23 protein-coding genes and 1 pseudogene are annotated in these 23160 nt (G+C 47.4%); 22 read left to right on the top strand and 2 right to left on the bottom strand.

Going from position 1 to position 23160, the window contains the following annotated elements; translation table 11 throughout:
• The first annotated feature begins 92 nt into the window (after positions 1–92).
• From BN1360_RS19135 to BN1360_RS19110, 6 genes are all read left to right on the top strand, one after another.
• The gene (locus BN1360_RS19135) at positions 93–1001 is read left to right on the top strand and encodes a carbohydrate ABC transporter permease (protein ID WP_068781412.1); all 909 of its coding nucleotides are present in this window, start codon (positions 93–95) and stop codon (positions 999–1001) included.
• A gap of 38 nt (positions 1002–1039) precedes the next feature.
• Positions 1040–1849 (top strand): carbohydrate ABC transporter permease, encoded by an 810-nt coding sequence (locus BN1360_RS19130; protein ID WP_068781521.1) that lies wholly within the window; start codon positions 1040–1042, stop codon positions 1847–1849.
• Between the two features lie 213 nt (positions 1850–2062).
• On the top strand, positions 2063–3412 hold the full coding sequence (locus BN1360_RS19125; RefSeq protein ID WP_229521051.1) for an ABC transporter substrate-binding protein: 1350 nt from the start codon (positions 2063–2065) through the stop codon (positions 3410–3412).
• A gap of 155 nt (positions 3413–3567) precedes the next feature.
• Entirely contained in the window at positions 3568–5361 is a 1794-nt protein-coding gene (locus BN1360_RS19120; RefSeq protein ID WP_068781410.1) for a sensor histidine kinase, read from the top strand.
• Positions 5362–5366: 5 nt separating this feature from the next.
• Positions 5367–6971, top strand: coding sequence for a response regulator transcription factor (locus BN1360_RS19115; protein ID WP_068781409.1), 1605 nt, complete (start codon positions 5367–5369; stop codon positions 6969–6971).
• A 25-nt stretch (positions 6972–6996) separates the two neighbouring features.
• Positions 6997–8121 carry a glycoside hydrolase family 88 protein gene (locus BN1360_RS19110; RefSeq protein WP_068781408.1) on the top strand — a complete coding sequence of 375 codons (1125 nt, stop codon included), beginning with the start codon at positions 6997–6999 and terminating at the stop codon, positions 8119–8121.
• Positions 8122–8187: 66 nt separating this feature from the next.
• Here the strand turns inward: BN1360_RS19110 and BN1360_RS19105 are convergent.
• Positions 8188–9967, bottom strand: a pseudogene (locus tag BN1360_RS19105) (sulfatase family protein).
• A gap of 177 nt (positions 9968–10144) precedes the next feature.
• Here BN1360_RS19105 and BN1360_RS19100 point away from each other — a divergent pair.
• The 16 genes from BN1360_RS19100 (at position 10145) to BN1360_RS19030 (ending at position 21369) form a co-directional block, all read left to right on the top strand.
• Positions 10145–10693, top strand: coding sequence for a nucleotidyltransferase family protein (locus BN1360_RS19100; protein WP_068781407.1), 549 nt, complete (start codon positions 10145–10147; stop codon positions 10691–10693).
• A 21-nt stretch (positions 10694–10714) separates the two neighbouring features.
• Positions 10715–10891: a hypothetical protein gene (locus BN1360_RS19095; RefSeq protein WP_157259356.1), complete on the top strand. Its 177-nt coding sequence runs from the start codon at positions 10715–10717 to the stop codon at positions 10889–10891.
• Positions 10892–11136: 245 nt separating this feature from the next.
• Positions 11137–11943 (top strand): aminoglycoside adenylyltransferase domain-containing protein, encoded by an 807-nt coding sequence (locus tag BN1360_RS19090; RefSeq protein WP_068781406.1) that lies wholly within the window; start codon positions 11137–11139, stop codon positions 11941–11943.
• Positions 11931–12380, top strand: a complete 450-nt coding sequence (locus BN1360_RS19085; RefSeq protein ID WP_068781405.1) for a RidA family protein — start codon at positions 11931–11933, stop codon at positions 12378–12380. The genes BN1360_RS19090 and BN1360_RS19085 overlap by 13 nt, the downstream gene beginning before the upstream one ends.
• An 80-nt stretch (positions 12381–12460) precedes the next feature.
• Positions 12461–13084 carry a GNAT family N-acetyltransferase gene (locus BN1360_RS26035; protein WP_229521050.1) on the top strand — a complete coding sequence of 208 codons (624 nt, stop codon included), beginning with the start codon at positions 12461–12463 and terminating at the stop codon, positions 13082–13084.
• 67 nt (positions 13085–13151) lie between these two features.
• Positions 13152–13436, top strand: coding sequence for a hypothetical protein (locus BN1360_RS26030; protein WP_229521049.1), 285 nt, complete (start codon positions 13152–13154; stop codon positions 13434–13436).
• 149 nt (positions 13437–13585) lie between these two features.
• A complete protein-coding gene (locus BN1360_RS19075; RefSeq protein ID WP_068781404.1) occupies positions 13586–14197 on the top strand; it encodes a histidine phosphatase family protein in 612 nt (203 codons plus the stop codon).
• A gap of 23 nt (positions 14198–14220) precedes the next feature.
• Positions 14221–14376 carry a hypothetical protein gene (locus tag BN1360_RS19070; protein WP_157259355.1) on the top strand — a complete coding sequence of 52 codons (156 nt, stop codon included), beginning with the start codon at positions 14221–14223 and terminating at the stop codon, positions 14374–14376.
• 16 nt (positions 14377–14392) lie between these two features.
• Positions 14393–15007, top strand: a complete 615-nt coding sequence (locus BN1360_RS19065; protein ID WP_068781403.1) for a cyclase family protein — start codon at positions 14393–14395, stop codon at positions 15005–15007.
• A 29-nt stretch (positions 15008–15036) separates the two neighbouring features.
• Complete coding sequence (locus BN1360_RS19060) at positions 15037–15528, top strand: GNAT family N-acetyltransferase (protein WP_068781402.1); 492 nt, start codon at positions 15037–15039, stop codon at positions 15526–15528.
• 97 nt (positions 15529–15625) lie between these two features.
• Positions 15626–17584, top strand: coding sequence for a GTP-binding protein (locus tag BN1360_RS19055; protein WP_068781520.1), 1959 nt, complete (start codon positions 15626–15628; stop codon positions 17582–17584).
• 242 nt (positions 17585–17826) lie between these two features.
• Entirely contained in the window at positions 17827–18546 is a 720-nt protein-coding gene (locus BN1360_RS19050; RefSeq protein WP_068781401.1) for a YebC/PmpR family DNA-binding transcriptional regulator, read from the top strand.
• A 146-nt stretch (positions 18547–18692) separates the two neighbouring features.
• On the top strand, positions 18693–19364 hold the full coding sequence (locus tag BN1360_RS19045) for a phosphatase PAP2 family protein (RefSeq protein ID WP_068781400.1): 672 nt from the start codon (positions 18693–18695) through the stop codon (positions 19362–19364).
• Between the two features lie 178 nt (positions 19365–19542).
• Complete coding sequence (locus tag BN1360_RS19040) at positions 19543–20124, top strand: YdeI/OmpD-associated family protein (RefSeq protein ID WP_068781519.1); 582 nt, start codon at positions 19543–19545, stop codon at positions 20122–20124.
• A 105-nt stretch (positions 20125–20229) separates the two neighbouring features.
• Complete coding sequence (locus BN1360_RS19035) at positions 20230–20610, top strand: VOC family protein (RefSeq protein ID WP_082790122.1); 381 nt, start codon at positions 20230–20232, stop codon at positions 20608–20610.
• Positions 20611–20709: 99 nt separating this feature from the next.
• The gene (locus BN1360_RS19030) at positions 20710–21369 is read left to right on the top strand and encodes a copper amine oxidase N-terminal domain-containing protein (RefSeq protein WP_068781399.1); all 660 of its coding nucleotides are present in this window, start codon (positions 20710–20712) and stop codon (positions 21367–21369) included.
• A gap of 81 nt (positions 21370–21450) precedes the next feature.
• Here the strand turns inward: BN1360_RS19030 and BN1360_RS19025 are convergent, their stop codons facing one another.
• A complete protein-coding gene (locus tag BN1360_RS19025) occupies positions 21451–23160 on the bottom strand; it encodes a cache domain-containing sensor histidine kinase (RefSeq protein ID WP_068781398.1) in 1710 nt (569 codons plus the stop codon).

The raw sequence follows: 23160 nt of genomic DNA, 5'->3' as shown, positions 1-23160 counted from the left end.
ATTTCTATTTCTTATGAGGCAGAGTGCGCTTTCTTACAATGAAAGTACAACAGATACTACATTTGCTAGACAACTGCCAAGGAGGAGAGAGAATGAAGCAGTCCAAAAAATCCTTACAGCTCAGCATGGGGATAAAGGAGCAGATCGCCGGGTATTTATTTGTCACTCCCTTAATGCTGGGACTGATCATTTTAAGTTTGATTCCGGTGATTGGTTCCTTGCTGCTTAGTTTCACGAATTGGAACTTTGTTGCCGGAATCGGCGCTATGAAATTTGCCGGGTTAGGCAATTTCGAAAAGCTGATTCACGATAGCGTGTTCATGAAGAGCCTGGTCAACAATTTAATATTCGTCATCATTGTTCCAATTACCATGATTGTTGCACTATTCCTAGCCATTCTGATCGATAAACATATTTATATGAAGGGTTTCTTTAAAGTAGTGTATTTCCTTCCATATATTTCGAGTATCGTCGCTATAGCCATGGTATGGCAGGTGTTGTTCCATCCGTCGCTGGGGCCGGTCAACAATTTGCTGATCTCGCTTGGCGTAAATAACCCGCCAAAGTGGCTTGCCGATATCGATTATGCCCTGCCGTCGCTGATGATGATTCAATTATGGATTATGCTCGGCTACAACATCATTATTTACATAGCCGGATTGCAATCCATTCCTAAGGATCTCTATGAGGCTTCCGAGATTGATGGGGCAAACGCATGGGTGAAGTTCCGCAGCATTACATTGCCTTGCGTATCGCCTACGACATTTTTCTTATTAGTTACAGGGATCATCGGTACGTTCAAAATTTTCGATCTGATTCAGGTGCTGACACAAGGGGGACCGGCCAATTCTACGACGGTTATCGTCTATGAATTGTATGATACGGCCTTTAACCAATTAAAGACGGGTTACGCCTCGAGCATGGCGCTGGTTCTGTTTGTCATCTGCCTCATCATTACAACCCTGCAAATGCTGGCCCAGAAAAAATGGGTTAATTATTAATAACTCAACGAGAGGAGGTACTCAAATTGAAAATCAATATGTCGAAACTAATATGGACGATCGTCATGGCGCTGATCGGAATTTTATTCGTACTGCCTTTCATTTGGATGCTGTCAACTTCCTTTAAGCCCGAGACGGATGTATTTAAATTTCCGATTGAATGGATTCCGAAGCATTGGAACCTTATAGAGAATTATAGAACTGTATGGAGCGGTCAGTTTCTGCGCTATTACTGGAACTCGATATACATCACCATCACAACGACGGTTATCAATGTTATCGTCTGCGCATTAGCGGCCTATGGCTTCTCCAAATTACGCTTCTGGGGCAGGGATACGATGTTCGTATTTGTACTTGCCCTGTACATGGTACCGCCTCAGGCTTCATTGGTGCCGCAATTTTTACTGTTCAATTGGTTCGATCTGATCAACACGCATACGGGTCTTATCTTGCTTAACAGCTTCAGCATTATTGGAGCCTTCATGTTGAAGCAGTTCTTTATGGGCGTTAACAATGAGTATCTTGAGTCCGCGAAAATGGACGGAGCGGGTTACTTCCGCACCTTCTGGCAAATCGCTTTGCCGCTCATTCGCCCAGGCGTGGCTACCTATGCCATCCTTCGTTTTATCTGGACCTGGAATGATTACCAATACCCGTTGATTTTCCTGAAATCAAAAGAGCTGTTTACGGTTCAGCTTGGGATCAGACTATTTGGGGATCAATACGGAGATGTCTATTCCTTGATGATGGCCGGGGCGGTATCCGCTATTCTTCCGTTGCTGATTATTTTTGCCATCGGTCAGAAGCAGGTTATTGAGGGAATCTCGCTGGGGGGTGTGAAGGGATAAGGAAGTCAAAATAGTTTCGCTTCCGTAAAAATAGGAAACTTCGAAACCAATTTGAGTATGGTAGGCTGTTGATGTAAGCGATTACTAAAGAAAAGTTGAACGGATGATTGTACAGAAGAATGCTTCGGGTGAAATGTTCCCTGCAGATTCTTAAGTTCAGCTTTAAGAAGTCGCTTAAGTAGCTATAGTATTTAGAGGAGGGTCTATATGAGGATGAAAAGATGGTCAGTATTGTTGTTAAGCTTGTCTCTTGCTCTAACGGTTACAGCTTGCGGTGGCGGTAATGCAAAAAATACGGAACCACAGGCGAATGGTGCGAACAACTCCGGAGATAAGCCGGCGACAGAGCAGGTTACGCTGAAGCTTAGCACATGGCAGACGGATGCAAAAGCACAATGGAGCAAGATCATCCCTGAGTTTGAGAAAGAGCACCCGAACATTAAAGTAGAGCTGGATCTTCTGAATGAAAAGGGCGATTCGGTAGCTTCGATGCAAAAGCTGGATCTGATGGCCGCATCAAATGATCAGCTGGATATCGTGGAATTGCCTTATACGAATTATACTCAACGTGCGGATATCGGCTTGTTCGAACCGCTGGATGATTATATCGCGAAAGATGGCTACAAATATGAGGATGAATACTTGGTAGATACGCATGTGAACGGCAAGATTTATGCGCTTCCATCATCGATGCAACGCTGGTTTGTTATTTTGAACAAGTCGATGCTGGATGAAGCAGGCTTGCCAGTACCAACGGATTGGACCTGGAAGGATTTCGAGCAATATGCGAAGACCTTGACCAAAGGGGAAGGCGCTGAGAAACGATTTGGTGCTTATCTTCACAACTGGCCGGATTATTTCCAATTGCAGTTGATGAGCAAGCCTTCTGACAATACGTTCCTGAAGAACGATGGAACCTCGAATGCCAAGGACCCGCTCCTGAAGTCAAACCTTGAAATGATGAAAAGAATGATGTATGAGGATAAGAGCGCAAATCCATATGAGGACATTATTTCGCAGAAGCTAGCTTATCGTAACCAATATTTCAACGGACTTGCAGCCATGCTGCCAATCGGCGACTGGATGGTAGCGGAATCCGGAGGTACGGATGCCATCCCGGCTACTTTTGAAACGGTATTTGCACCGCTTCCTAAATTGGAAGGAGAAAGCCAGCACTATTCTCCGGTTCAACCGACTTATATGGCGGTAGCGTCAAAATCCAAAAATAAAGAAGCTGCCTATCAATTTGTTAGATGGTATACCTCCCAGGGATTGGAGATTGGCGGAAGAGTATTCTCCGGCTGGGCTAAATCCGATACGGATAAGCTGGTAGATACGATCGTAAATTCGTCCAAGGATCCTTCGAAGATTAATGTGGAATCTTTGAAATACACGATGAAGAATTCTATGCCTGGATCTGCTTCGGTTCCTGCCAAATATGCGGACGAAGCGAAAAATGTGGTAATCCCTGAAGCAGAACTGTATCTGATGAATAAGCAGGACATCGATAAGACGATCGACAGTATTGATCAGAAGATTACTGAAGTCGTCAATAACAATTAAACTCCCTCTTCGATTAAAATAGTAAAATTTTTGCACCGGATAAGTACAATAATAACTCTGGTTCTCCTAATAGCAGGGCTATACAATGATGGTATAAGGGAAAACGTTATGTTTTCCCTTATACCAATTCATCTAAGATGTGGGGCCTGTAAATTATGAATAGGTTTAATTTCTCTTTGCGCAGAAAATTGATTTGGTCGGCCTTGCTTTGTTTTCTTCTACCGCTCGCCGGCATTTATCTGATGACCAATTATTTGACGAAGGATCTGCTTCTGGAGCGTGCGGTCGCCAGCTCCGAAGATGGATTGCGGGCCATTCAATCAGAAGTAAACAGCGTATTGGACCAGACCCTGGAGATATCCAATGTGGCTCTTATGAATTCGGAGATCAGGCAGCAGATTCAGTGGGGCCAGAAGAAAAAGGGGTCGCCGGAGGAGAAAGACGACTATCATCTAAATTACAGCAGGCTGATCCGCATGCTGGATGAATTGTTGCGTCAGTATGATGATTTTTATGTGACTATCCTGGGAAAGAACGATTTTACATATACCAATTATTCGTATAGCGATTACAATCCTTATAAGCTATCTAGTCAGCCATGGTTTGAAAAATTGGATCATGCCCCGGCGTTCTCCACCTATTGGGTGGGGCTGCAGCCCAATTATTATGATGGAGTGGAGAAGAAGGAGTCCTATGTACTCACCATTGGCCGTCCGATCCGAACTTCATCCAATAGTATCATCGGATATGTTGTGATTAGCGTAAATGAGCGCAAAATCAACAGCTTGCTCACCAAAAACAGGGGCCAAAACCAACAGATCATGCTGCTGAATGAAGAAGGGACGGTGCTGTCCCATTCAGACCGATCGCTTATCGGCAGCAGAATGGACTGGTGGAGCCAGGATGAGCATGAGCGTACAATTGATATTAATGGCGATAAATATGTATACGCCGAGCAGTCTATTCATGCAAATGACTGGAAGCTGGTGAGTCTCATTCCGTTATCATCGGCCATTTCCAAGAACAGACAAATCTTATTGATCAGCTTTGTTCTTCAGGCTTTGTTTTTCACTATTTTCTGTATTTTATTGACGGTATTGATAGCAACCTTTACGAGGCCAATTCGTGATTTAAGCCGCTTTATTACTCATATCGGGCGGGGCAGACTGGATATGCGCTCCGGAATCCGTGGGCATAATGAAGTAACCTTGCTGGCCCGAACGATTGATAACATGCTGGATCGGATTGAGTCCATGGTGGATCAAATCACGATCGAGCAGGCCGGAAAACGCAAGGCAGAGCTTGAGATGCTGCAGGCCCAGATTAACCCGCATTTTATGTTCAACCTGCTCAATTCCATCCGCTTTAATATTCTGAGCCGGGGGGATCGGGAGAATGCCGAACTGATTGAATCGCTGTCGTCTCTGCTGCGCATGACCATTAACCGTGATAATGAGTTCATCACGCTGCAGGAGGAGATCGATACGATCGGGCACTATACCCGGTTAATGAATTTCCGTCATGCCAATCAGGTCCGGCTGGATGTGAGCTTGAATCCAGGCTGTGAACGGGCGCTCGTGCCAAGATTTATGATTCAGCCTTTTATTGAAAACGCAATCATCCATGGTTTTGAGCAATTTGATGGGGATATTTTCATTGAGGCGGAACTTATAGAGCAGCAAGGCAGCAGGGATATCAAAATTACCGTTCGTGATAATGGGGCGGGCATGAGCAAGTCGAGGCTGGAAGAGCTGCACGCCAAAATGAATAAGGATCAAGGCGATGTCAAGGAGGGGCCAGGACAGGGCTTCTCCGGAATCGGGGTACTGAATGTATTTCAGCGATTGCGCCTGATTTATGGCGGGAAGGTATATACGGAACTGCAAAGTGAAGAGGATGTTGGGACGGTTATCGTCATTCAATTTCCGTATGAGACTAAAGCGAGGTGAGCCGCATGTTGACAGCGATTCTGGTGGATGATGACTATCCGGTGCTGCGCTATCTTTCCGAGAATGTGGCATGGGCAGAGCTTGATATCGAGTTGATGGGCTGTTATTCGAATGGCCTCGAGGCCTGGGAGGGATCGCAGAGGAGATGGCCGGACATCGTTATTACCGATATCGGGATGCCCAAGATGAATGGTCTTGAGATGCTGGAGAAGTTCTGTACAGTGAATCCGCAGCTTCGGTCGGTCATTCTGTCCTGCCATAATGAATTCGCCTATGCTCAGCAAGCGATGAAGCTGAAAGCGAGCGATTATATCCTGAAGGAGAGCCTGAATGTGGAACAGCTGCAGCAGCTGCTCAGCCATATATCAGCAGATCTGAGCAAGGAGAGAAAACAGACCGCGGAGGCGCTGCGATATATGCAGATCGAAGCGATGAATCGCTCAGCCCTCAAGGAGAATTTCCTGAAGGATACGTTATATCAGCTTTCCTGGACGAAGGAAGCCTGGCTCAAGCAAGCGAAGCTCAACGGGTTAATGCTCGATGCCAAGCACTATGTTCCGCTGGTAATAAGCGTGGATCGCATGTCCGATATGATTCGTACCCGCCAAATGAACGATCATACGATGGTGTTTGCGGTGGAAAATGTCCTGCAGGAAGTATTGGATGCGATGCACCGCAGTGTTATTTTCCGCTATAGTCAGCATGAACTGGTCATTCTCGTCTGCTGTGAAAATCCTACCAAGGAGCAGCAGCTGTTATACTACTCTATACCCAAGGCGATTCAAGCGATCAAGCAGTATGTGAAGATCTCGGTCACTTGCCTGCTGGGTCGCCAGGGAGACACGCCGGAAGAGCTGCGCCGCATCTTGCTGCCGATGCTGAATGATGGCAGTCAGCGCTTCTATTTAAGGGAAAATGAGCTGCATCGGTATGAGAAGGCTGTATTCTCAACGGAGGATATGTATGGGGAGTACGCCGCCTTTTTCTCGAAAATAAACGATAGTCTGGCGCTGAATCTGCAGGAGCAATTGAAGAACATTATCGACGAATGGGCACGATGGGTTGAGGATCATCGCTTCCATCCGGCGAATGTGAAGGAATGGGTGCTGCAGCTGCTCATGGAGCTCCAGATGAAGACGATGGTGACGCTTCGGGCTCAACCGAGTCTATCTGAAGATAAGCTGTACGATGTCGTTAACAGTATTCACTCGATGGAGCATCTGAAGAGCTGGATTATGGAATATTTACTGAAGCTGTCCAGAAAATTAAGCATTCTGTCGATCCGTTCCAAACGAACGGAGGTCATTCGCGCACAGCAATACGTCATCCAGCATGTGACTGAGAAATTAACGCTGGAGGACATGGCCGCTTATCTGAATTTGAATTCCAGTTACTTCAGTCGCTTATTCAAACGCGAGACCAATCAGAACTTTATCGAATACGTCAACATGGTGAAGCTGCAGAAGGCGAAGCAGCTGTTGGAGCAATCCAGCAAGACGATCGAGGAGATCTCGGACTATTTGGGCTACGCGAATAAAAGCTATTTTATTAAATTATTTAAACGGGAAATCGGCATGACGCCGAGCGAATACACATCCTGGAATGGATAAAATAAATCTGGGGAGATGAGGAACAATGTGGAACGCAGCAATTGCGGACGCACTGGTTAAGCTGAGACAAAATATCGTCAAGCATCCGGGCGTGCTGCCTCATATCATAGAGGGACAACGCTATGAATGGGGAGAAAATAATGATTGGATCGAGGGATTTTACATCGGTATGATGTGGCTTGCCTATGAATATGGGCAGGATCCATTTTACAAAGAATCGGCAGAAGCCTATCTGGCCAATTTCAAGGATCGGCTGGAGCGGCATGTCGCTCTCGATCATCATGATATCGGATTTCTATATTCTTTGTCGGCGGTGGCGCAATGGCGTGTCACGGGAAGCAGCGAAGCGAAGGAAGTAGCGCTTCAAGCGGCGGATGTATTATTGGAGCGCTGGCGGCCCCAAATCGGGATCATTCAGGCTTGGGGTCTTGAGGATGATCCGGAAAATGGGGGGCGGATAATCATCGATTGTCTGCTGAATCTTCCGCTGCTGTTCTGGGCATACGAGCAAACCCAGAATCAGAAATATTATGATGTCGCGATGCGGCATGCGTTGGCCAGCCAGAAATTCCTCGTTCGTGGTGATGGCTCATCCTATCATACTTTTTATTTCGATCGGGCTAACGGAAATGCGATTCGCGGGGGGACACATCAAGGTTATGAGGATGGTTCAACCTGGACGCGTGGCCAAGCCTGGGGGATTTACGGCTTTGCCTTGGCCTATCGTTATACGAAGCACGAGCCTTTCTTGGAAACGTCGAAGCGTCTCGCAAAATACTTCATCGAGCATATGCCTGAGGATAATGTGGTGTATTGGGACTTTGATGTTCCGGTTGAAGCCGGCACGCCGCGAGACAGCTCGGCCTCGGCGATCACCGCGTGCGGTTTGCTGGAGCTGCTGGAATGGATTGCGGAGGAGGACTCCAGCCGTCAAGGCTTCGAGGAAGCTCTGGGTCGTACCATGAGAGCGCTGGTAGAGAATTATGCGACGACGGATATTCCGGAGGCGGAAGGGTTATTGAAGCATGGCTCCTATCATGTACGAGGGGATCGTGCGCCTGATGATTATATGATCTGGGGCGACTACTTCTATTTGGAGGCTTTAGTTCGGCTGGAGAAAGGGATTAAGGGTTATTGGTATGTAAAATAAAGCAACGCCAAGTCCGGTTTTCGGGAGCTGTCCCGAGACCGGACTTTATTTATGGTGGGAGCATTGTTATTGTCGGGATACACCCGACTGGGAGGGATAAAGGCGCTTCAGTCTACGCTGTTCATCCAGCAGCTGCATCATGGTTAGCTGCACGCGCTTGCTATAAGGTGTTGCAAATGCAGGATGCGCCCAGTTTATCGCTTCCCATGGATCTTGAGTAATATTGTATAGCTCGTATTCATCCTGCTCCGGCACGGTTTTGACTTGTAAACTGCATTCCGAGGGACAATCTTTGGCCAAATTGCCGCTTAGCTGTGAAGTCAAGATCACGTCCCTTACCCCTGGATCACTCCAGAACTGGACATTATCAAAATAATGCGACAACTTCCAAAGCTCCTTCTTGCCGTTATTCTCCAAAGTCATCATAACGGTTTCAATATGATTTGGCTGTACCACAGCAGGATAAGGCTTGCCAAGCGGATTTAACTGTCGCTGCCCTCGCGTGACATCATCATCGGTCATGAAGTAGATCGGCTCATCTGCGATGACTTCGCCGTTCTGATTCAATACGAGGCCAGCCAGATTGCGTCCTGCTAGCGGTTTGGCTTCGCTGAATCTGATTTGCAGTCGCCGTTGTATTTCAGAAACATCAGCTCCGATGAGGCCAAGCATGGTGGGCAGAAGGTCAACATGGCTTGTAAGAAAGTGATTGTCTTGTGCCCGCGGGAACAGATGCTTATTGTGTATCATCAGAGGAACGTGAAGAAATTCTTCATAGGCACAATACCATTTTTGATAGAGGTGCCCATGCGAGCCCAGCAGATCCCCGTGATCAGAGGTGAAAATAACGATCGTATTGTCATAGAACGACGATTGCACAAGGACTTCAAGCACTTTTTGCATTTGCTGATCGGCATTTTTCTGAAGTTGGTAATACAGTCTTCGATAGAATGATTGATCAATGATCGGTTGCAGGGCTTTCGGATAAATGTCGCGGTAGCTTGCCTGACAGCGCGGCTTGGTATTTAACGGCTCATTATTAGTGGGTGAAGGGGCAACTTCCGGCAGAGTCTCTTCTACCGCAAAGCGGAACATAGGCAAATGGGCGGTAATTGCACCGTACAATACGATATCATGGGGGTTCACAAATGAGGTTACAATCAGCCAGGGTGGCGAACTCACACCACTTTTCTGCTGGCAGTCCAAGGTTTCAATTAATTGAACCGCTTCCTCCGCGTAGACAACGTCGCGGCCGCTAAGTCCATTTGCCGCAGAGGAGCCCGAGTTCCGGGGATTTTTGCCATGGGGCTCAGGGCCAATCCACCTGAAATCCGAAATCGTTCAGCCGCTCCGCCCGTTCATACAATTGTGCCCCTCGCGGATCAGGTACTCCTGTTTCAGGATCATAGCTGGGCACACTTGTATGAGTTCCCGGAACGGTGATGTCCTCGTCAGACACATGCCATTTCCCTTTGTAGTAAGTCTGATACCCCGCCTCGCGAAAATAGTCTCCCATCGTTGGGACGGTATTTCGATCTAACCAGAACATATCTGCATCGAATGCACTCTTGGCAACACCATTCGTCTGTGTAACCCCATGAAGAGAAGGATAATGGCCGGTCATTATTGTTGCGCGGCTCGGGCTGCATGCGGAACTCCCGATATAATGCCGATGAAACTCAAGACTATGTTGTTTCAAAAATCGCTGGGCTAGTAGATTCTGCCTTTTCCACTCTCGTATTTCCGGATTCTCGTAAAGGGGAGGATAGCGTTCTTCATCTACCAACAGAACAAGGATATTGGGTTGGTTTAATCGTCGTTCAGAACGAGCTACGGTATCATTCATATCTAACATCTCCAGATCATTATTGGATAGGGGAAAGCCTCCCGGGAAAGGACAGCTGATATTAGATTATGATCTTCATGAATCCGGCATTACACAGTATCTCATACCTGTTCATCCATGTTACAATATATGGAATCGAACAAGAAGACTCGTGATCATGAATCAAGGAGGAGCGCTATGCTAGAGAAGAGATTGATTCAGCTCTTAGGCGAGGAAGAACAGATCATCAAAGATCTGAAGCTGATACGGCGGCTGGATTTGCCTCAGAGTTATATCGCGGCCGGGTACATTCGGAATTATGTCTGGGATCGGTTGCATGGATACGGAAACCGCGCTACATACAATGACATCGATGTGATCTATTTCGATCCACAGAATACATCAGAGGAACGGGACCAGCTGTTAGAAGATGAACTGAAGTGTAGCACGGGTAATGATAAATGGTCGGTGAAGAACCAGGCCAGAATGCACATTCGTAATGGTGAGCTTCCGTACCTTTCTACGCTGGATGCGGTACAGCGCTGGCCTGAGACGGCCACAGCTGTTGGAGCCATGCTTGACGAGAAGGATCAAATCATAATTTGTGCCCCACATGGACTGGAAGATTTGTTCAAGATGGTGGTCAGAAGGAGTCCGTTTTTTGCGGATCAGGCTTATTATCTGGAACGGGTCGGGCGGAAAGAGTGGGATAGATTGTGGCCGTTGTTGACCATTATGAAGGATTAGTGATTAGTCTATCATGCCATTATGAGACCGGAGAAGGTCATCAAGATCATAGGCATGTCCGGTGGCATCGCAGCCAGTCAGGCTGAAGCGATGGGCAGGATGAGGACAGCCTTTTTGCCGGAGGCGCTGTTCCCCAAGCGAGAACAGCTGCAAAAGACTGCTAAGGAAGCTGTGTGGTCCCCATTATATGGTGTTTGAGAGCCATGCCGAGTTGATGAACCATTGGTATTACCTGCTTAAATATTTCAATAACAAGTCCATGGCGCAGCACAAGCTGAAATATTTAACGATGAGCAAATCTCCAGTATTCGGGACAAATCGCGTTTCTTAATCGGTGATCAGGATAGGCTCGGCAAAGAGCAGGCAGAAGAGATAGACTTGGAGATCATTCGATACTTTATAGGTTCCTAAGGGTGCTTACAAGGTAAGGAAGGAGCTGTTCGATGGACATGAAGCAGATGGAATTGCAGCAAATCGTTGAGCTTTTCCTGGAAGAAGCAGAGAGCAATCTAATTGGTGTGTATTTACACGGATCTATGGCGATGGGATGCTTTAATCCGAACAGGAGCGATCTGGATCTTCTGGTGGTGCTCCGCAACCCCGAGTCGGCTGATGACTACCGCAGAATAGCTAAGCGACTGATTGAGATTGAATCCGCATTGCCCCATGGGGCCACAGGAATTGAACTTAGCGTAATATTACAAACCTGCTTATCGCCCTTTACTTATCCAACACCGTTTGAATTTCACTATTCCGCCGCTCACAGGGACAGATATCGATCGGATGGCAGTTATTTATGCGGCGGCTTTGAAGATCCGGATTTAGCGGCTCATATCATGATTACTTATTACAGAGGAATTGCATTATTCGGCCAACCGGTCAAAGAAGTCTTTAAACCGATAGATAGCAGATATTATATTCAGTCGATCCTAGCGGACATTGAGGACGCGCCGCGGGGCATCATAGAGAATCCGGTGTATTATACGCTGAATTTATGCCGGGTTTTGCTGTTTTTGAAGGAGGGGAGGATCTCCTCCAAACAGGAAGGCGGGGAATGGGGAGCTCAAGCGCTGCCGGCTCAATACAGAGATTTGATCGGGAAATGCCTTGCTGAATATAAAGGCAAAGATAGCTTGAAGCTAAAGCCTGATCGAGGGCTGTTAGCTGAATTTGCCGGGTTCATGATGAGGGAAATCATGAAGGCAGGCAATTTGAAGCAGGAGGGTGAGGGATTTATATCGGAGCTGTAGATGAGAGGTTACATGAATTAGGAATTATACTGCCGGAGGCAAGTAATCCGGCTGCGAAATATGCCAACTACGTGATCGTAAATGGGCTTATGTTCGTGTCCGGCAAGGGTCCCGGTTCGAGCCCGGAGGGCAAGCTGGGCAGTGATTTTACGACGGAGGAAGGCTATCGGTATGCCCGGGAGGCCGGAATTGAGGTGTTGGCCGTGGTAAAAGAAGCGCTAGGCAGCCTGGATCGGGTGAAAAGAGTAGTGAAGGTACAGGGCTTTGTCAACGCGACGCTGACCTTCGAGGAGCATCATAAGGTGCTTAACGGATTTTCCGATCTGATGTATGAATTGTTTAAAGAGCGGGGACAGCATGCCAGGTCCGTGTTTGGGGCGGTATCGGTAAGAGATAATCTGCCTATCGTTGTGGATTCTATTTTTGAAGTGGATTAGTTGTTTATATTCATTCTTTTCCTCGATTTTCTGCTGTATCTGGTTGAAAATGGTTATATAACCCTATAAGGAGTGAAGGAATGAACTTTACCGTTCGAAAAATGCAACCCCCGGGCGATTATGCCGAGATTGCCGATTTGCTGAATTACTTACTCTCTGAGGAGACTCATGCCGACAATTTGGCCTCGGAGGATTCGAAGATTCCTGAAATGGGGACTTTGGGGCAGAATGAATCGGGACTGCTGACCGGTCATGATCGTATGCGGATCGTTGCTGTGAATGAGGATGAAGCTATCATGGGATACGGTATATCCTGGAGGGCTCCATGGACCGCAGCCGGCGAGCTGAATCATTGCCTTATTGTGAACCCTCATTATAGGCATCAAGGGATTGGCGCAGCTTTGTACAATGCGCTGGAACAGTGGGCTAATGAAGTTGGCGCCAGCAAGCTGAATTATGAGGTGCATGATAATCAGGACAGCTCCATAGCTTTTGCCAGAGAGCATGGCTATGAACAGGAGAGACATCATTTCGAATCTGTGCTGGAGCTGAACTCATTCAACAGGAGCCTGTTCGAATGCATCAATCTCCGTTACCCCATTCTCCGTTTGACGGACATCGATGATCCTGACCGGGAACAAAGGCTGTACGAGCTCTATAGAGAGACGACACAGGATATCCCCGGTATCAGCGGAGAATTTTGATTTTCTCGAATGGAGAAAGTGGACGCTGGAACTGCCGGAATCCAGGCCTGAAAATATACTGGTAGCCATGGATGGGAGTCATTTCATCGGAGTTACTCATTTGCTGCACTTTGAGACGGCGAATAGCATGTATAACGAGTATACAGGTGTTCGGCGAGATTACCGTGGCCAAAGGATCGGGTTATCGCTTAAGCTAAAAGCTATAGAGCTTGCAGTGAGCATGGGAGTAGAATATATGCGCACCAATAATGATTCATTGAATTTTCCTATGCTAACGATTAATCGCGACCGTCTCCAATTCAAAGCCGTACCGGGCCGTTATAAAATGGTTAAGTTTTTGCAGCAGGTATAAGGTTGTTTTGGTGGAAATGATATATGAGTGGATTTCGATCAGGCCTGCATCCGCAGGCTTTTTTAATCTTAATCAGTGCTTGTTGTTGTGCAAGGAATCAAGTAGAATGCACCATATATAAAGCTATGTTGCTTAAGGAGTGGGACTATATGAAAACTCATATTAATATTGTCAGACATGGACAGACGGAATGGAATGTGATGCACCGGATGCAGGGACACCAGGATTCGCCATTAACGGAATTAGGAGTTCAGCAGGCCCAATGGCTTGGGGAGGCGCTGCAGAACGAGCCTATCGACGTTATCTATGCCAGCTCAAGTCCCAGAGCACTGAGAACAGCGGAACTGATCAGAGCCGATAGAAAGATTGATATTTTCGAGACGGATGAATTTAAAGAGATTAATCTGGGGGCCTGGGAAGGAATGACCCAGGAGGAGATCGAGGTTGTCTACCCGGATCAGATGGAATACTTCTGGAAGGATCCGGGAAGATTTGGCGTGGCCGGGAGCGAGACCTATCAGGAGGTATTTAACCGTGCTCATAAGAGGCTAACGGAAATTGTGCGCGAGCATGAAGGCAAGTCCATTCTGATCGCAACGCATACCGTGGTAGTTAAGCTGTTGATGGCCTACTTCGAGGAGCGTCCGCTGCAAAATTTATGGGATCTTCCTTACATCCATCCGGCATGTCTCTGTAAAGTCTCTGTTGAAGGGGATGATTGGGAGATTCAACTGCACGGGGATACAAGCCATTATAAATAAACCTGTCTACAGGAGGTGAGAGGATGCTGGAATTCGTAATATGGATCTTTGGGGTATTTATTACCTGGGTCGTTATATACAGCGCAGTCCGCACTGCAATCGACAAGTCTGAGACCGCAAGGAACATACAAGAGATACGGGATTGGATAGGGGAGCGCAGAGATAATAACTTTCATTAGAGCTGGGGGCTTGCAAATGTTTATGGATCTGACTCATTTAATACAGAACGGTCTGCCTGTATATCCCGGAGATCAGGAGACATCACTACGGCAATCCAAACATATCAGGCAGGATTACTATAACAATCATCAGCTGGATATTAACATGCATGCAGGCACCCATATTGATGGTCCTATGCACCTATTGGATGTTCAGCGTTATTTAAGCGAGTTCCCGCTGCAGCATTTTATCGGTGAAGCTTGCCTGCTGGATGTCTCAGGACAGGAGATCATCGATTATGAGGAGAAGTATGAGTCGTTAATTGAGCCTCAGCAGATTGTGGTTCTCTATACGGGCCATAGTAAAGTTTATGGTCAAGAAGAGTATTTTACGAAATATCCGGTTTTGACTAGAGAATTTGCCGAGCTGCTCGTGCGAAAGCAGGTTAAAATGATTGGACTGGACACGCCGTCTCCTGATAAGTATCCCTTTGAGGTACATAAATTGCTATTTCAGCATGATATCCTGATCCTGGAAAATCTAACGAACGTAGAGCAACTATTAAACGTGGGGCGATTTGAGATTATCGCATTGCCCATGCTTATTCAGGCCGATTCAGCAATAGCGAGAGTGGTTGCCCGAATAGATTGAGAGGCATAGTCATAGAGGAGGAAGCGCGGATGCGTTATACGTTTAAGGAAATGACGAGGGATACGGCTGTGATTATCTCTCAATGGGAATATCCGGCGCCATATCATTTTTATAATATGGACTCTGATGAAGAAGGGTTGGCCGAGCTGATGAACGGTGATTATTTCGGGGTGACGGACGAGGCCGGACATATCGCTGGTTTTTTCTGCTTTGGACTGTCTGCCAGGGTGCCTGGCGGTTATGCAGCCGGTTTCTATATGGATGAGCAGCGTCTGGACATCGGCCTTGGTATGGATCCTGCTCTGACGGGTCAAGGACTCGGAAGTGAGTTCCTCCAGGCAGGCTTGCAGTGGTTACAGCAGCAACACGGGCAGAGCAGGTTCAGACTGGTGGTAGCCAGCTTTAATGAGCGGGCCAGACGGGTTTATGCAAAAAACGGCTTTGAACCAAGAGGCTTGGTATTATCGAGGGTTCATGGAGAAGATGTTGAATTTTTATGTATGGAAGCTGATTTATCGTAAATTCAAGATTCGAGGTTGAGAGTCTGTTTTCTGATTCACATTGTGAGCCCAAAGCGGATGATTTGCCAATGGGAAGTGGTAGGTTTTGATCAGGACGATGAATAAGACGATTGGGCTGCTGGCGCATGTTGATGCAGGGAAGACGACATTTGCCGAGCAGCTGCTCTATCATACAAGCAGCATACAAAGTAAGGGACGGGTGGATCACCAGGACTCTTTTCTCGATACACATGAACTGGAGAAGGCGCGCGGCATTACGATATTTGCTGACCAGGCGATGATGAATTATGAAGGGTCCGGCTATTGTCTTATCGATACGCCGGGACACGTTGATTTCTCGGCAGAGATGGAACGATCCCTGCAGGTTATGGATTATGCCATTGTAATCCTTAGTGCAGTGGAAGGGGTTCAAGGACATACGGAGACGGTCTGGCAATTACTGCGGAAGCAGGGTATTCCAACCTTGTTCTTCGTTAATAAATTGGATCGAACGGGTGCGGATCTAGAAGCGGTTGTGGAGCAAATTCATCGACAGTTAACCCCGGACATAGTAAGAGTGAATGGACAATTAAGCGCTGCGCATCTCGAAGAGGAGTTAGTGGCTGCCGTAGCCGAGCACGATGAGCAGCTGCTGGAGGATTACCTGGAGGGCGATTACGATGATCATGCAGTTGTCGCCGTGATGGCTAGGCTGATCCAGAAGAGCGAACTGTTCCCGGTTATGTCCGGTTCAGCGCTAATGGATCGGGGCATAGATGATTTTCTTCATAATTTGGAGCTGCTGACCGGCACGGCATACAACCGGCAGGCTCCATTCGCTGCCAGAGTCTATAAAATACGCCATGAGCTGCAAGGAACAAGGCTTACCTTTCTGAAGATTACGGCGGGGAATTTGAGGGTTCGCGATGAAGTGAATTATATGAGCGGCAGCGGTGAAAAGCTGCAAGAGAAAGTTACCTCTCTACGTATTTATAACGGCGAGAAGTTTACTCTGGTCGAGGAAGCTGAAGCAGGCCAGCTGATCGCGGCAACCGGGCTGTCGGCAGCAGCGGTTGGGGCCGGATTGGGGGAGCTGCAGCAGCGCGCCAGGTATGAACTCGTGCCGGCGCTCAAATCCAAGGTTCTGTTCGATCCGGAGCTGTCGGCCAGAGAGGTGCTGCGTTATTTTCAAATGCTGGGCGACGAGGACCCTTCGTTAAATGTTATCTGGGATGAAGCTCTGCAGGAACTGCATATCCATGTGATGGGCGCGATTCAGCTTGAAGTACTGGAGCAGGTCGTTATGGATCGCTTCAAGCTGAAGGTCGCCTTCGGTACGCCGGAGATATTATATAAAGAGACGATTGCCGGCGAGGTATATGGTTGTGGCCATTTTGAGCCGCTGGGCCACTATGCGGAGGTTCATTTGAAGCTTGAGCCTGGGCCGCGAGATTGCGGGGTCGTGTTCCAAAATAAGTGTCATCCCGATCAACTAAGTACCGGTTATCAGAATCTGGTAGGTCAGCATGTGCTGGAGCGTGAGCATCACGGGCTGCTCACCGGATCGCCGCTTACGGATGTGATTGTGACCTTGCTGAATGGACGTGCTCATAACAAGCATACGAGCGGTGGAGATTTCCGCGAGGCGACGCATCGAGCTCTGCGGCAAGGGCTGGAGCAAGCGGAGAACATCCTGCTGGAACCTTATTATGCCTTTAAGATCAAGGTCGATTTGGATCTGATCGGTCGGGTGATGTCGGATATCCGGCAAGCACATGGTTCATTGGAACCCCCGGAGACGCATGGAGATCAGGCATATATTAGCGGGACAGCACCGGTAGCTACCTTTATGAACTATAGCGCTGAGCTGGCTTCCTTTTCAAAGGGGAAGGGGGCACTGTCCATGCAGTTTGGCGGTTACCAGCCGTGTCATCAGGCCGACAGGGTCATTGAGAGTCGCGGTTATCATAAAAATGCAGACCCGGAGTATACCTCCGCATCGATCTTCTGCGCCAAAGGACAGGCATACAGCGTTCCATGGGAAGAAGCGGATGATCATATGCATGTGCAGAGGTGATGCAGTACGCCAATTGTACTGCTTGAACAGTTGAATATGGTGTGAACGAATTCGCCAATAGCCGCCTGAATTCGCGTAGAGTATGTTGAACGGCTTGTTTTCATGCTTCTGTACGATATATAATAAACTGGGTAATCATCATGCTTTGGGGTTGAAAATATGAACTTGATACTCAATAAATCGTCACCACCTGCCATTTGTTCCCGATAAATCAACATAAATAATAATGAGGTGTGAACAAGATGGGACGTAAATGGAATAATATTAAAGAGAAGAAAGCTTCAAAAGATGCAAATACAAGCCGGGTTTATGCTAAATTTGGCGTAGAAATTTATGTGGCAGCTAAGAAGGGCGAGCCGGATCCCGAATCGAACCGTGCGTTGAAGGTCGTTCTTGAACGTGCGAAAACTTATAATGTGCCTAAGGCAATTATTGACCGTGCGTTGGACAAGGCAAAAGGCAGCGCAGACGAAGTGTACAATGATCTTCGTTATGAAGGCTTTGGTCCGAACGGTTCGATGATTATCGTCGATGCGCTGACGAACAATGTGAACCGGACGGCGTCTGCTGTACGCGCCGCTTTTAATAAAAATGGCGGTAATATGGGAGTCAGCGGTTCTGTTGCTTATATGTTTGATTCTGCGGCGGTATTCGGGGTAGAGGGTAAAACTTCGGATGAAGTGCTCGAATTGCTGATGGAAGCGGATGTGGATGTTCGCGACATTCTTGAAGAAGATGAATCGGTCATCGTATATGCCGAGCCGGATCAATTCCAGGCTGTGCAGGATGCGTTTAATGCAGCAGGGGTAACGGAATTTACCATCGCGGAATTAAGCATGATCGCTCAGAACTATGTAACCTTGCCTGAAGATGGGCAAGCTCAGTTCGAGAAGCTGGTGGACGCGCTTGAAGACCTGGAGGATGTGCAGCAGGTGTATCACAACGTTGAGCTTGAAGACTAAGATCGATTGCTATATAATAAATAGCCACGACAAGAAATCCTTATTCCATAAGGGTTTCTTGTTTTTGTCGGATAATATCCGGAATAGATCATCCCGCGTGACCGATACTAAGGGATACCTTTGATAGTTCAGGCGGTGTGGCAGCTATGAATATTAAACTTACATTTTCATATCTATTCCTGTTCAGCTTATTATGCTTGGCCGGATTTGGAATGATCGCTTATTGGATCGGTGGAGCACAGCTTCATCATTTTGATCATACGATAATTTCTTGGGTGCAGGGGCAGGAATCGGACTCTCTGACGAAAGTAATGAAGCTGTTCACATGGATTGGCAGCCAGCTTCCTGTTATCGTTATTTTGTTGCTAACGCTGATTTTCCTCTATTTTGTGCTGCATCATCGCAGTGAACTCGCGTTTCTGATCGTTATCGTATCCGGGTCGGCACTGCTCAACCTGTTGCTGAAGCAGCTATTTCGCCGGGAGCGGCCTTCACTGCATAGACTTATCGAGGAGACGGGCTTCAGCTTCCCCAGCGGTCACTCGATGGCCGCCTTCAGTCTCTATGGGGCGATTGTCTTCCTGGTCTGGAAGCATATTCCCTATGTATTGGGCAGGATCGCAGTCATTGTTGGCGGGGCTTGTCTGATCCTAATGATCGGCATTAGCCGCATTTATTTGGGCGTTCATTATCCCAGCGATGTGCTGGGCGGATATTTCATCAGTGCATGCTGGCTGACGGCATCGATCTGGCTGTATCAAGGGTACCTGGAGGCTTCTTCTGAGAGGAAGCGAGATTATCGGGGGCAGCCGCAGTGACATCCCACGATGATCAAGGTATAATGTGTTCTACAACGAAAGATATGGATATTCCCGCACCAGGATGGTCTTACAACGGACGATGCGCTGGTGCGGGATTTTATTTATTTTAATGCATTGCGGTGATATTAAGGGGATACATATGGAGATGCATCATGAGGCAAAGGAGTGTAGCAATATGGCGAAAAATAATGACTTACCGATTATGGCATTCAGCGGACAGCAGGATTTTGAGGCTTGGCTTGCACAGAATCACGATACTTCAGCAGGAATTATGCTGAAGATTGCCAAGAAGAATTCCACCATCTCTACAGTGTCCTATAGTGAGGCGCTCGACTGCGCATTATGTTATGGGTGGATTGATAGTCGAAAGGAGAAGGCGGATGAGGAAACCTGGCTGCAGCGCTTCACTCCCCGCAAAGCCAGCAGTATCTGGTCGCAGGTCAATAAGGAGAGGACGGAGGCGCTTATTGCAAGCGGAAGAATGAAGCCGTCCGGTTACCAAGCGATTGAGGCTGCCAAGCAGAACGGACGATGGGATAACGCGTACGAATCACAGAGCAAGTCTACCTTGCCGGAGGATTTCGTGAATGAGTTGAATAAGAATCATCAAGCGAAGCAATTTTACGATGGGCTGGACAGTCGGAATAAATTTGCAATCGTATTCAGAATTAATAATGCCAAGAAGCAGGAGACGAGACAGAAGCGGATTGACCAATTTATCTTGATGCTGGAACGGCAGGAGAAGATTTATCCGTAGGCAAAAAAGGGATATAAGGGAGACGATAATGTTTATATTCATGGATGAATATATTAAGTTATCAGGGATTGTCTATGATAAGAAAATCCGGAAAGGGTGTATTTAGTGGAAAATCCATTTTTGAATAAGCTGGAGCATGTGCAGATTCCGGTGAGAAACCTGGAGGCCTCTGTTCAATGGTATACTACTAATCTTGATTTTCGACTGCAGAGCAAGTCAGATCGGAATCGACAGGCTTTTTTGACCCTGTCTGAAGGGCCGATGTTAATGTTATGGGAGACGCAGGATGAGGGGCGGGCCAACTTTACGGTCAACGGGCAAACCATGCCCGTGCTTCTATTTAACACAACGAAAATTCATGAGCTGCATCAATTATTGAAGTCTTTGAAAAGTGAGATTACTACGTATCAAGATGAAGGGTTCGGTTGGGTTCTGAAATTCTTGGATCCCGACGGGAATATGTGGGGAGCTATTCAATACAAGTAAGTGATTATAAGTAAAGTTGTTTAAGTCTTCTCATTGCAAAGCATACATGCTAACATAGACCATAATTGTATATATCATACTAAGGAGTTGCTTATTGTAATGAGGAGAACAAAAAGGAGTTTCTGTGCCGGTGCTATAGCGGCCGTGCTGCTTCTCACAGGTTCTGCGCCTTCGGTATCAGCACATCCGGGCAGGACGGATGCCAACGGCGGACATACCTGTCGTACGAATTGCGAGAAGTGGGGACTTGAGTATGGAGAGTATCATTACCATAATGGGGGAGGAGCTGGCAAATCCAATTCCTCCAAGAGCAAATCCAAGACAACGACGACAAAGAGTAAATCAACGACCAAGAGCAAGAGTACAACACCAAGCAAAGCCAAGCCTGCGGCGCCAGCCTATGCAAAATCCGGACTGGTCGTATATGTGAATGGGGCGAAGCTTTCTTTTGACAGCGCTCCATTGATCTATGAGAACACCAATTTGCTTCCTCTGCGTGAGATCGCCGAAGCGATGGGGGCGAGTGTGACCTGGGATAAGCAGGGTGGAACGATCACGGTTGAGAAAGAAGATCGCCTAATGATTTTAAAGCTGGGCAGCAAGACGGTACATTATAACGGCAAGGCTGAGGCCGCGAGTGCTGCACCGAAGGTAATTCAAGGGACGACCTATGTGCCTGCCCAAGTCTTCGCCAGAGGCCTGGGAGCCGCGGTCGCCTACAACTCAAGCACAAATACTTTGGACATCACTTACGAGTAAGGATAGACTAATAGAAGACGGTTTGTCAGGAAGAGAGGGTCAGCCCATCTGCTCCGGCAATCCGTCTTTTTTTATCTTCCGTTATTTATTTTCATCCGCTGCAGGGAATCTGAGGGTTACATGGGTTCCCTGATTTACCTCGCTCGTTATCGTAATTCCATACTCCGATCCATACATTAATCTGGCACGGCCATGCACATTTTTCAGACCATAACCCATAGGCTTGGAATCAAGCAGTGAAGCGAGTTGCTTCGGTTCTATGCCAATCCCGTTGTCTTCGACCTGGAACACGATACAGCCGTCTTCCAATTGGCCGGAAAGCTTGATCCTGCCGCCTTCATCTCTATTCTCAATACCGTGAATAATCGCGTTCTCGATGAGCGGCTGCAGCATCAGGTTTGGCATATGGTACGGTAGGATGGCCTCGTCGATCCGGTACTCTACGTCGAAGCTGTTGCTGTGCATAAGCAGCTGTATTTTCATATAGGACTGGACATTCAAAATCTCGTTCGAGACGAGAATCATATTGTTCCCCTTATTCAGAGTTGTACGATAGAACGTGGACAGAAGCTGAGCCATCTCGCTAATATCGGTCGCATGAATGCGCAATGCCCGCCAGTTGATTAACGACAAGGAGTTATACAGGAAATGAGGGTTAATTTGCGCCTGCAGGGCTTTCATTTCATATTCCTTACGGGCGATTTCTTCCCTGTATACTTTATTGATCAGGTCTTCCGTTTTGACGACCATATTGCCGAAGCCGCGAATCAGATCACCGATCTCATCCTTGGAGTCGCTATGAACCGTCACTTCAAGCGAGCCTTCCTCAACGGTCTTCATATTATGGCGTAATTGCTCAATCCGAGAGATGAATTTATGAGAGAATAAGGTGCCCGCCACAACTACGGCAACGATGCAGGCAATAATCATAAGCAGTACGGTAGAGACAATTCTCCATGCGGATTGCGTGATCAGACTGGTAGGCTTATACAGGAACACCTCCCAGCCCGAGGTAGGGATGCTTGCGTGCAGCACTGTGTACTCCTCGCCGTTCCAATGCATTTCATCTACGGACGGATGACGGAAGAGCGATTCCGGGTAAACCTGATCCGGCTCCGACGAATAAACCGCTTGCCCTGCGGCATCCATAATAAGCAGCTCTGCGCCTTGGGTTTCCAAGGAATCAAAAGGCTCCAGCAGGCTCTTGGCATTGATGCGGGCGTAGATAATATTGTCCTTCGGGTTTTTAATCTTCGTATTAAGCACCCGGCGCACGCTATAAATATTGTGGCGGTCAGAGAACCACAGGATATTCGTCGATTGCATCACGAGCGGATACCATGTTGCAGTGCGGACCTCACTAAGGGGGCGTACGGTTTGTCCATGCTGATGCAGATTAGTGTCGGTATACAGCGTCAGCTGCTCTATGCTCGCGTTCAAATTACGGGCAGTATAGAAGTTCTGGTCGATCACATTAACAAGCTGATCATACATTTCAAAAGTGCTGGTATATGTATGATTGGCCGCATTTACAATCTCTTGGTTGAAGCTGAGGAAGTTGACGATCTTGTTATACGCTTCCAATTGACTATTAAGCGTTAACGCACTTTGGTTAAGCGCAGCGTTAAGATCGGATTTGGACTGATTGATCAGAAGTGATCTTGTCTCGGAGAAGCAGAAGCTCCCGAGTACGATGACAGGAATCATGCTGATGAGTAAAAAGGCAAATTTAATCTTCGACTGGAAATTCATATCATGGATGCGTTTCTTCAGAGAGTGCCAGCTTTGCAT

The sequence above is a fragment of the Paenibacillus sp. GM2 genome (assembly GCF_900069005.2).
Lineage (GTDB): Bacteria > Bacillota > Bacilli > Paenibacillales > Paenibacillaceae > Fontibacillus.
This window is presented reverse-complemented; position numbering and strand designations above follow the sequence as displayed.

Excerpts from the sequence above, each read along its gene's own strand:
- BN1360_RS19095 (WP_157259356.1), top strand. The coding sequence starts at position 10,715 with ATGAGACCGGAGAAGGTCATCAAGATCATAGGCATGTCCGGTGGCATC.
- BN1360_RS19070 (WP_157259355.1), top strand. The coding sequence starts at position 14,221 with ATGCTGGAATTCGTAATATGGATCTTTGGGGTATTTATTACCTGGGTC.
- BN1360_RS26030 (WP_229521049.1), top strand. The coding sequence starts at position 13,152 with ATGGATGGGAGTCATTTCATCGGAGTTACTCATTTGCTGCACTTTGAG.
- BN1360_RS19130 (WP_068781521.1), top strand. The coding sequence starts at position 1,040 with ATGTCGAAACTAATATGGACGATCGTCATGGCGCTGATCGGAATTTTA.
- BN1360_RS19030 (WP_068781399.1), top strand. The coding sequence starts at position 20,710 with ATGAGGAGAACAAAAAGGAGTTTCTGTGCCGGTGCTATAGCGGCCGTG.
- BN1360_RS19045 (WP_068781400.1), top strand. The coding sequence starts at position 18,693 with ATGAATATTAAACTTACATTTTCATATCTATTCCTGTTCAGCTTATTA.
- BN1360_RS19115 (WP_068781409.1), top strand. The coding sequence starts at position 5,367 with ATGTTGACAGCGATTCTGGTGGATGATGACTATCCGGTGCTGCGCTAT.
- BN1360_RS19050 (WP_068781401.1), top strand. The coding sequence starts at position 17,827 with ATGGGACGTAAATGGAATAATATTAAAGAGAAGAAAGCTTCAAAAGAT.
- BN1360_RS26035 (WP_229521050.1), top strand. The coding sequence starts at position 12,461 with ATGAACTTTACCGTTCGAAAAATGCAACCCCCGGGCGATTATGCCGAG.
- BN1360_RS19040 (WP_068781519.1), top strand. The coding sequence starts at position 19,543 with ATGGCGAAAAATAATGACTTACCGATTATGGCATTCAGCGGACAGCAG.
- BN1360_RS19090 (WP_068781406.1), top strand. The coding sequence starts at position 11,137 with ATGGACATGAAGCAGATGGAATTGCAGCAAATCGTTGAGCTTTTCCTG.
- BN1360_RS19100 (WP_068781407.1), top strand. The coding sequence starts at position 10,145 with ATGCTAGAGAAGAGATTGATTCAGCTCTTAGGCGAGGAAGAACAGATC.
- BN1360_RS19110 (WP_068781408.1), top strand. The coding sequence starts at position 6,997 with ATGTGGAACGCAGCAATTGCGGACGCACTGGTTAAGCTGAGACAAAAT.
- BN1360_RS19055 (WP_068781520.1), top strand. The coding sequence starts at position 15,626 with ATGAATAAGACGATTGGGCTGCTGGCGCATGTTGATGCAGGGAAGACG.
- BN1360_RS19060 (WP_068781402.1), top strand. The coding sequence starts at position 15,037 with ATGCGTTATACGTTTAAGGAAATGACGAGGGATACGGCTGTGATTATC.
- BN1360_RS19125 (WP_229521051.1), top strand. The coding sequence starts at position 2,063 with ATGAAAAGATGGTCAGTATTGTTGTTAAGCTTGTCTCTTGCTCTAACG.
- BN1360_RS19065 (WP_068781403.1), top strand. The coding sequence starts at position 14,393 with ATGTTTATGGATCTGACTCATTTAATACAGAACGGTCTGCCTGTATAT.
- BN1360_RS19135 (WP_068781412.1), top strand. The coding sequence starts at position 93 with ATGAAGCAGTCCAAAAAATCCTTACAGCTCAGCATGGGGATAAAGGAG.
- BN1360_RS19075 (WP_068781404.1), top strand. The coding sequence starts at position 13,586 with ATGAAAACTCATATTAATATTGTCAGACATGGACAGACGGAATGGAAT.
- BN1360_RS19120 (WP_068781410.1), top strand. The coding sequence starts at position 3,568 with ATGAATAGGTTTAATTTCTCTTTGCGCAGAAAATTGATTTGGTCGGCC.
- BN1360_RS19025 (WP_068781398.1), bottom strand. The coding sequence starts at position 23,160 with ATGCAAAGCTGGCACTCTCTGAAGAAACGCATCCATGATATGAATTTC.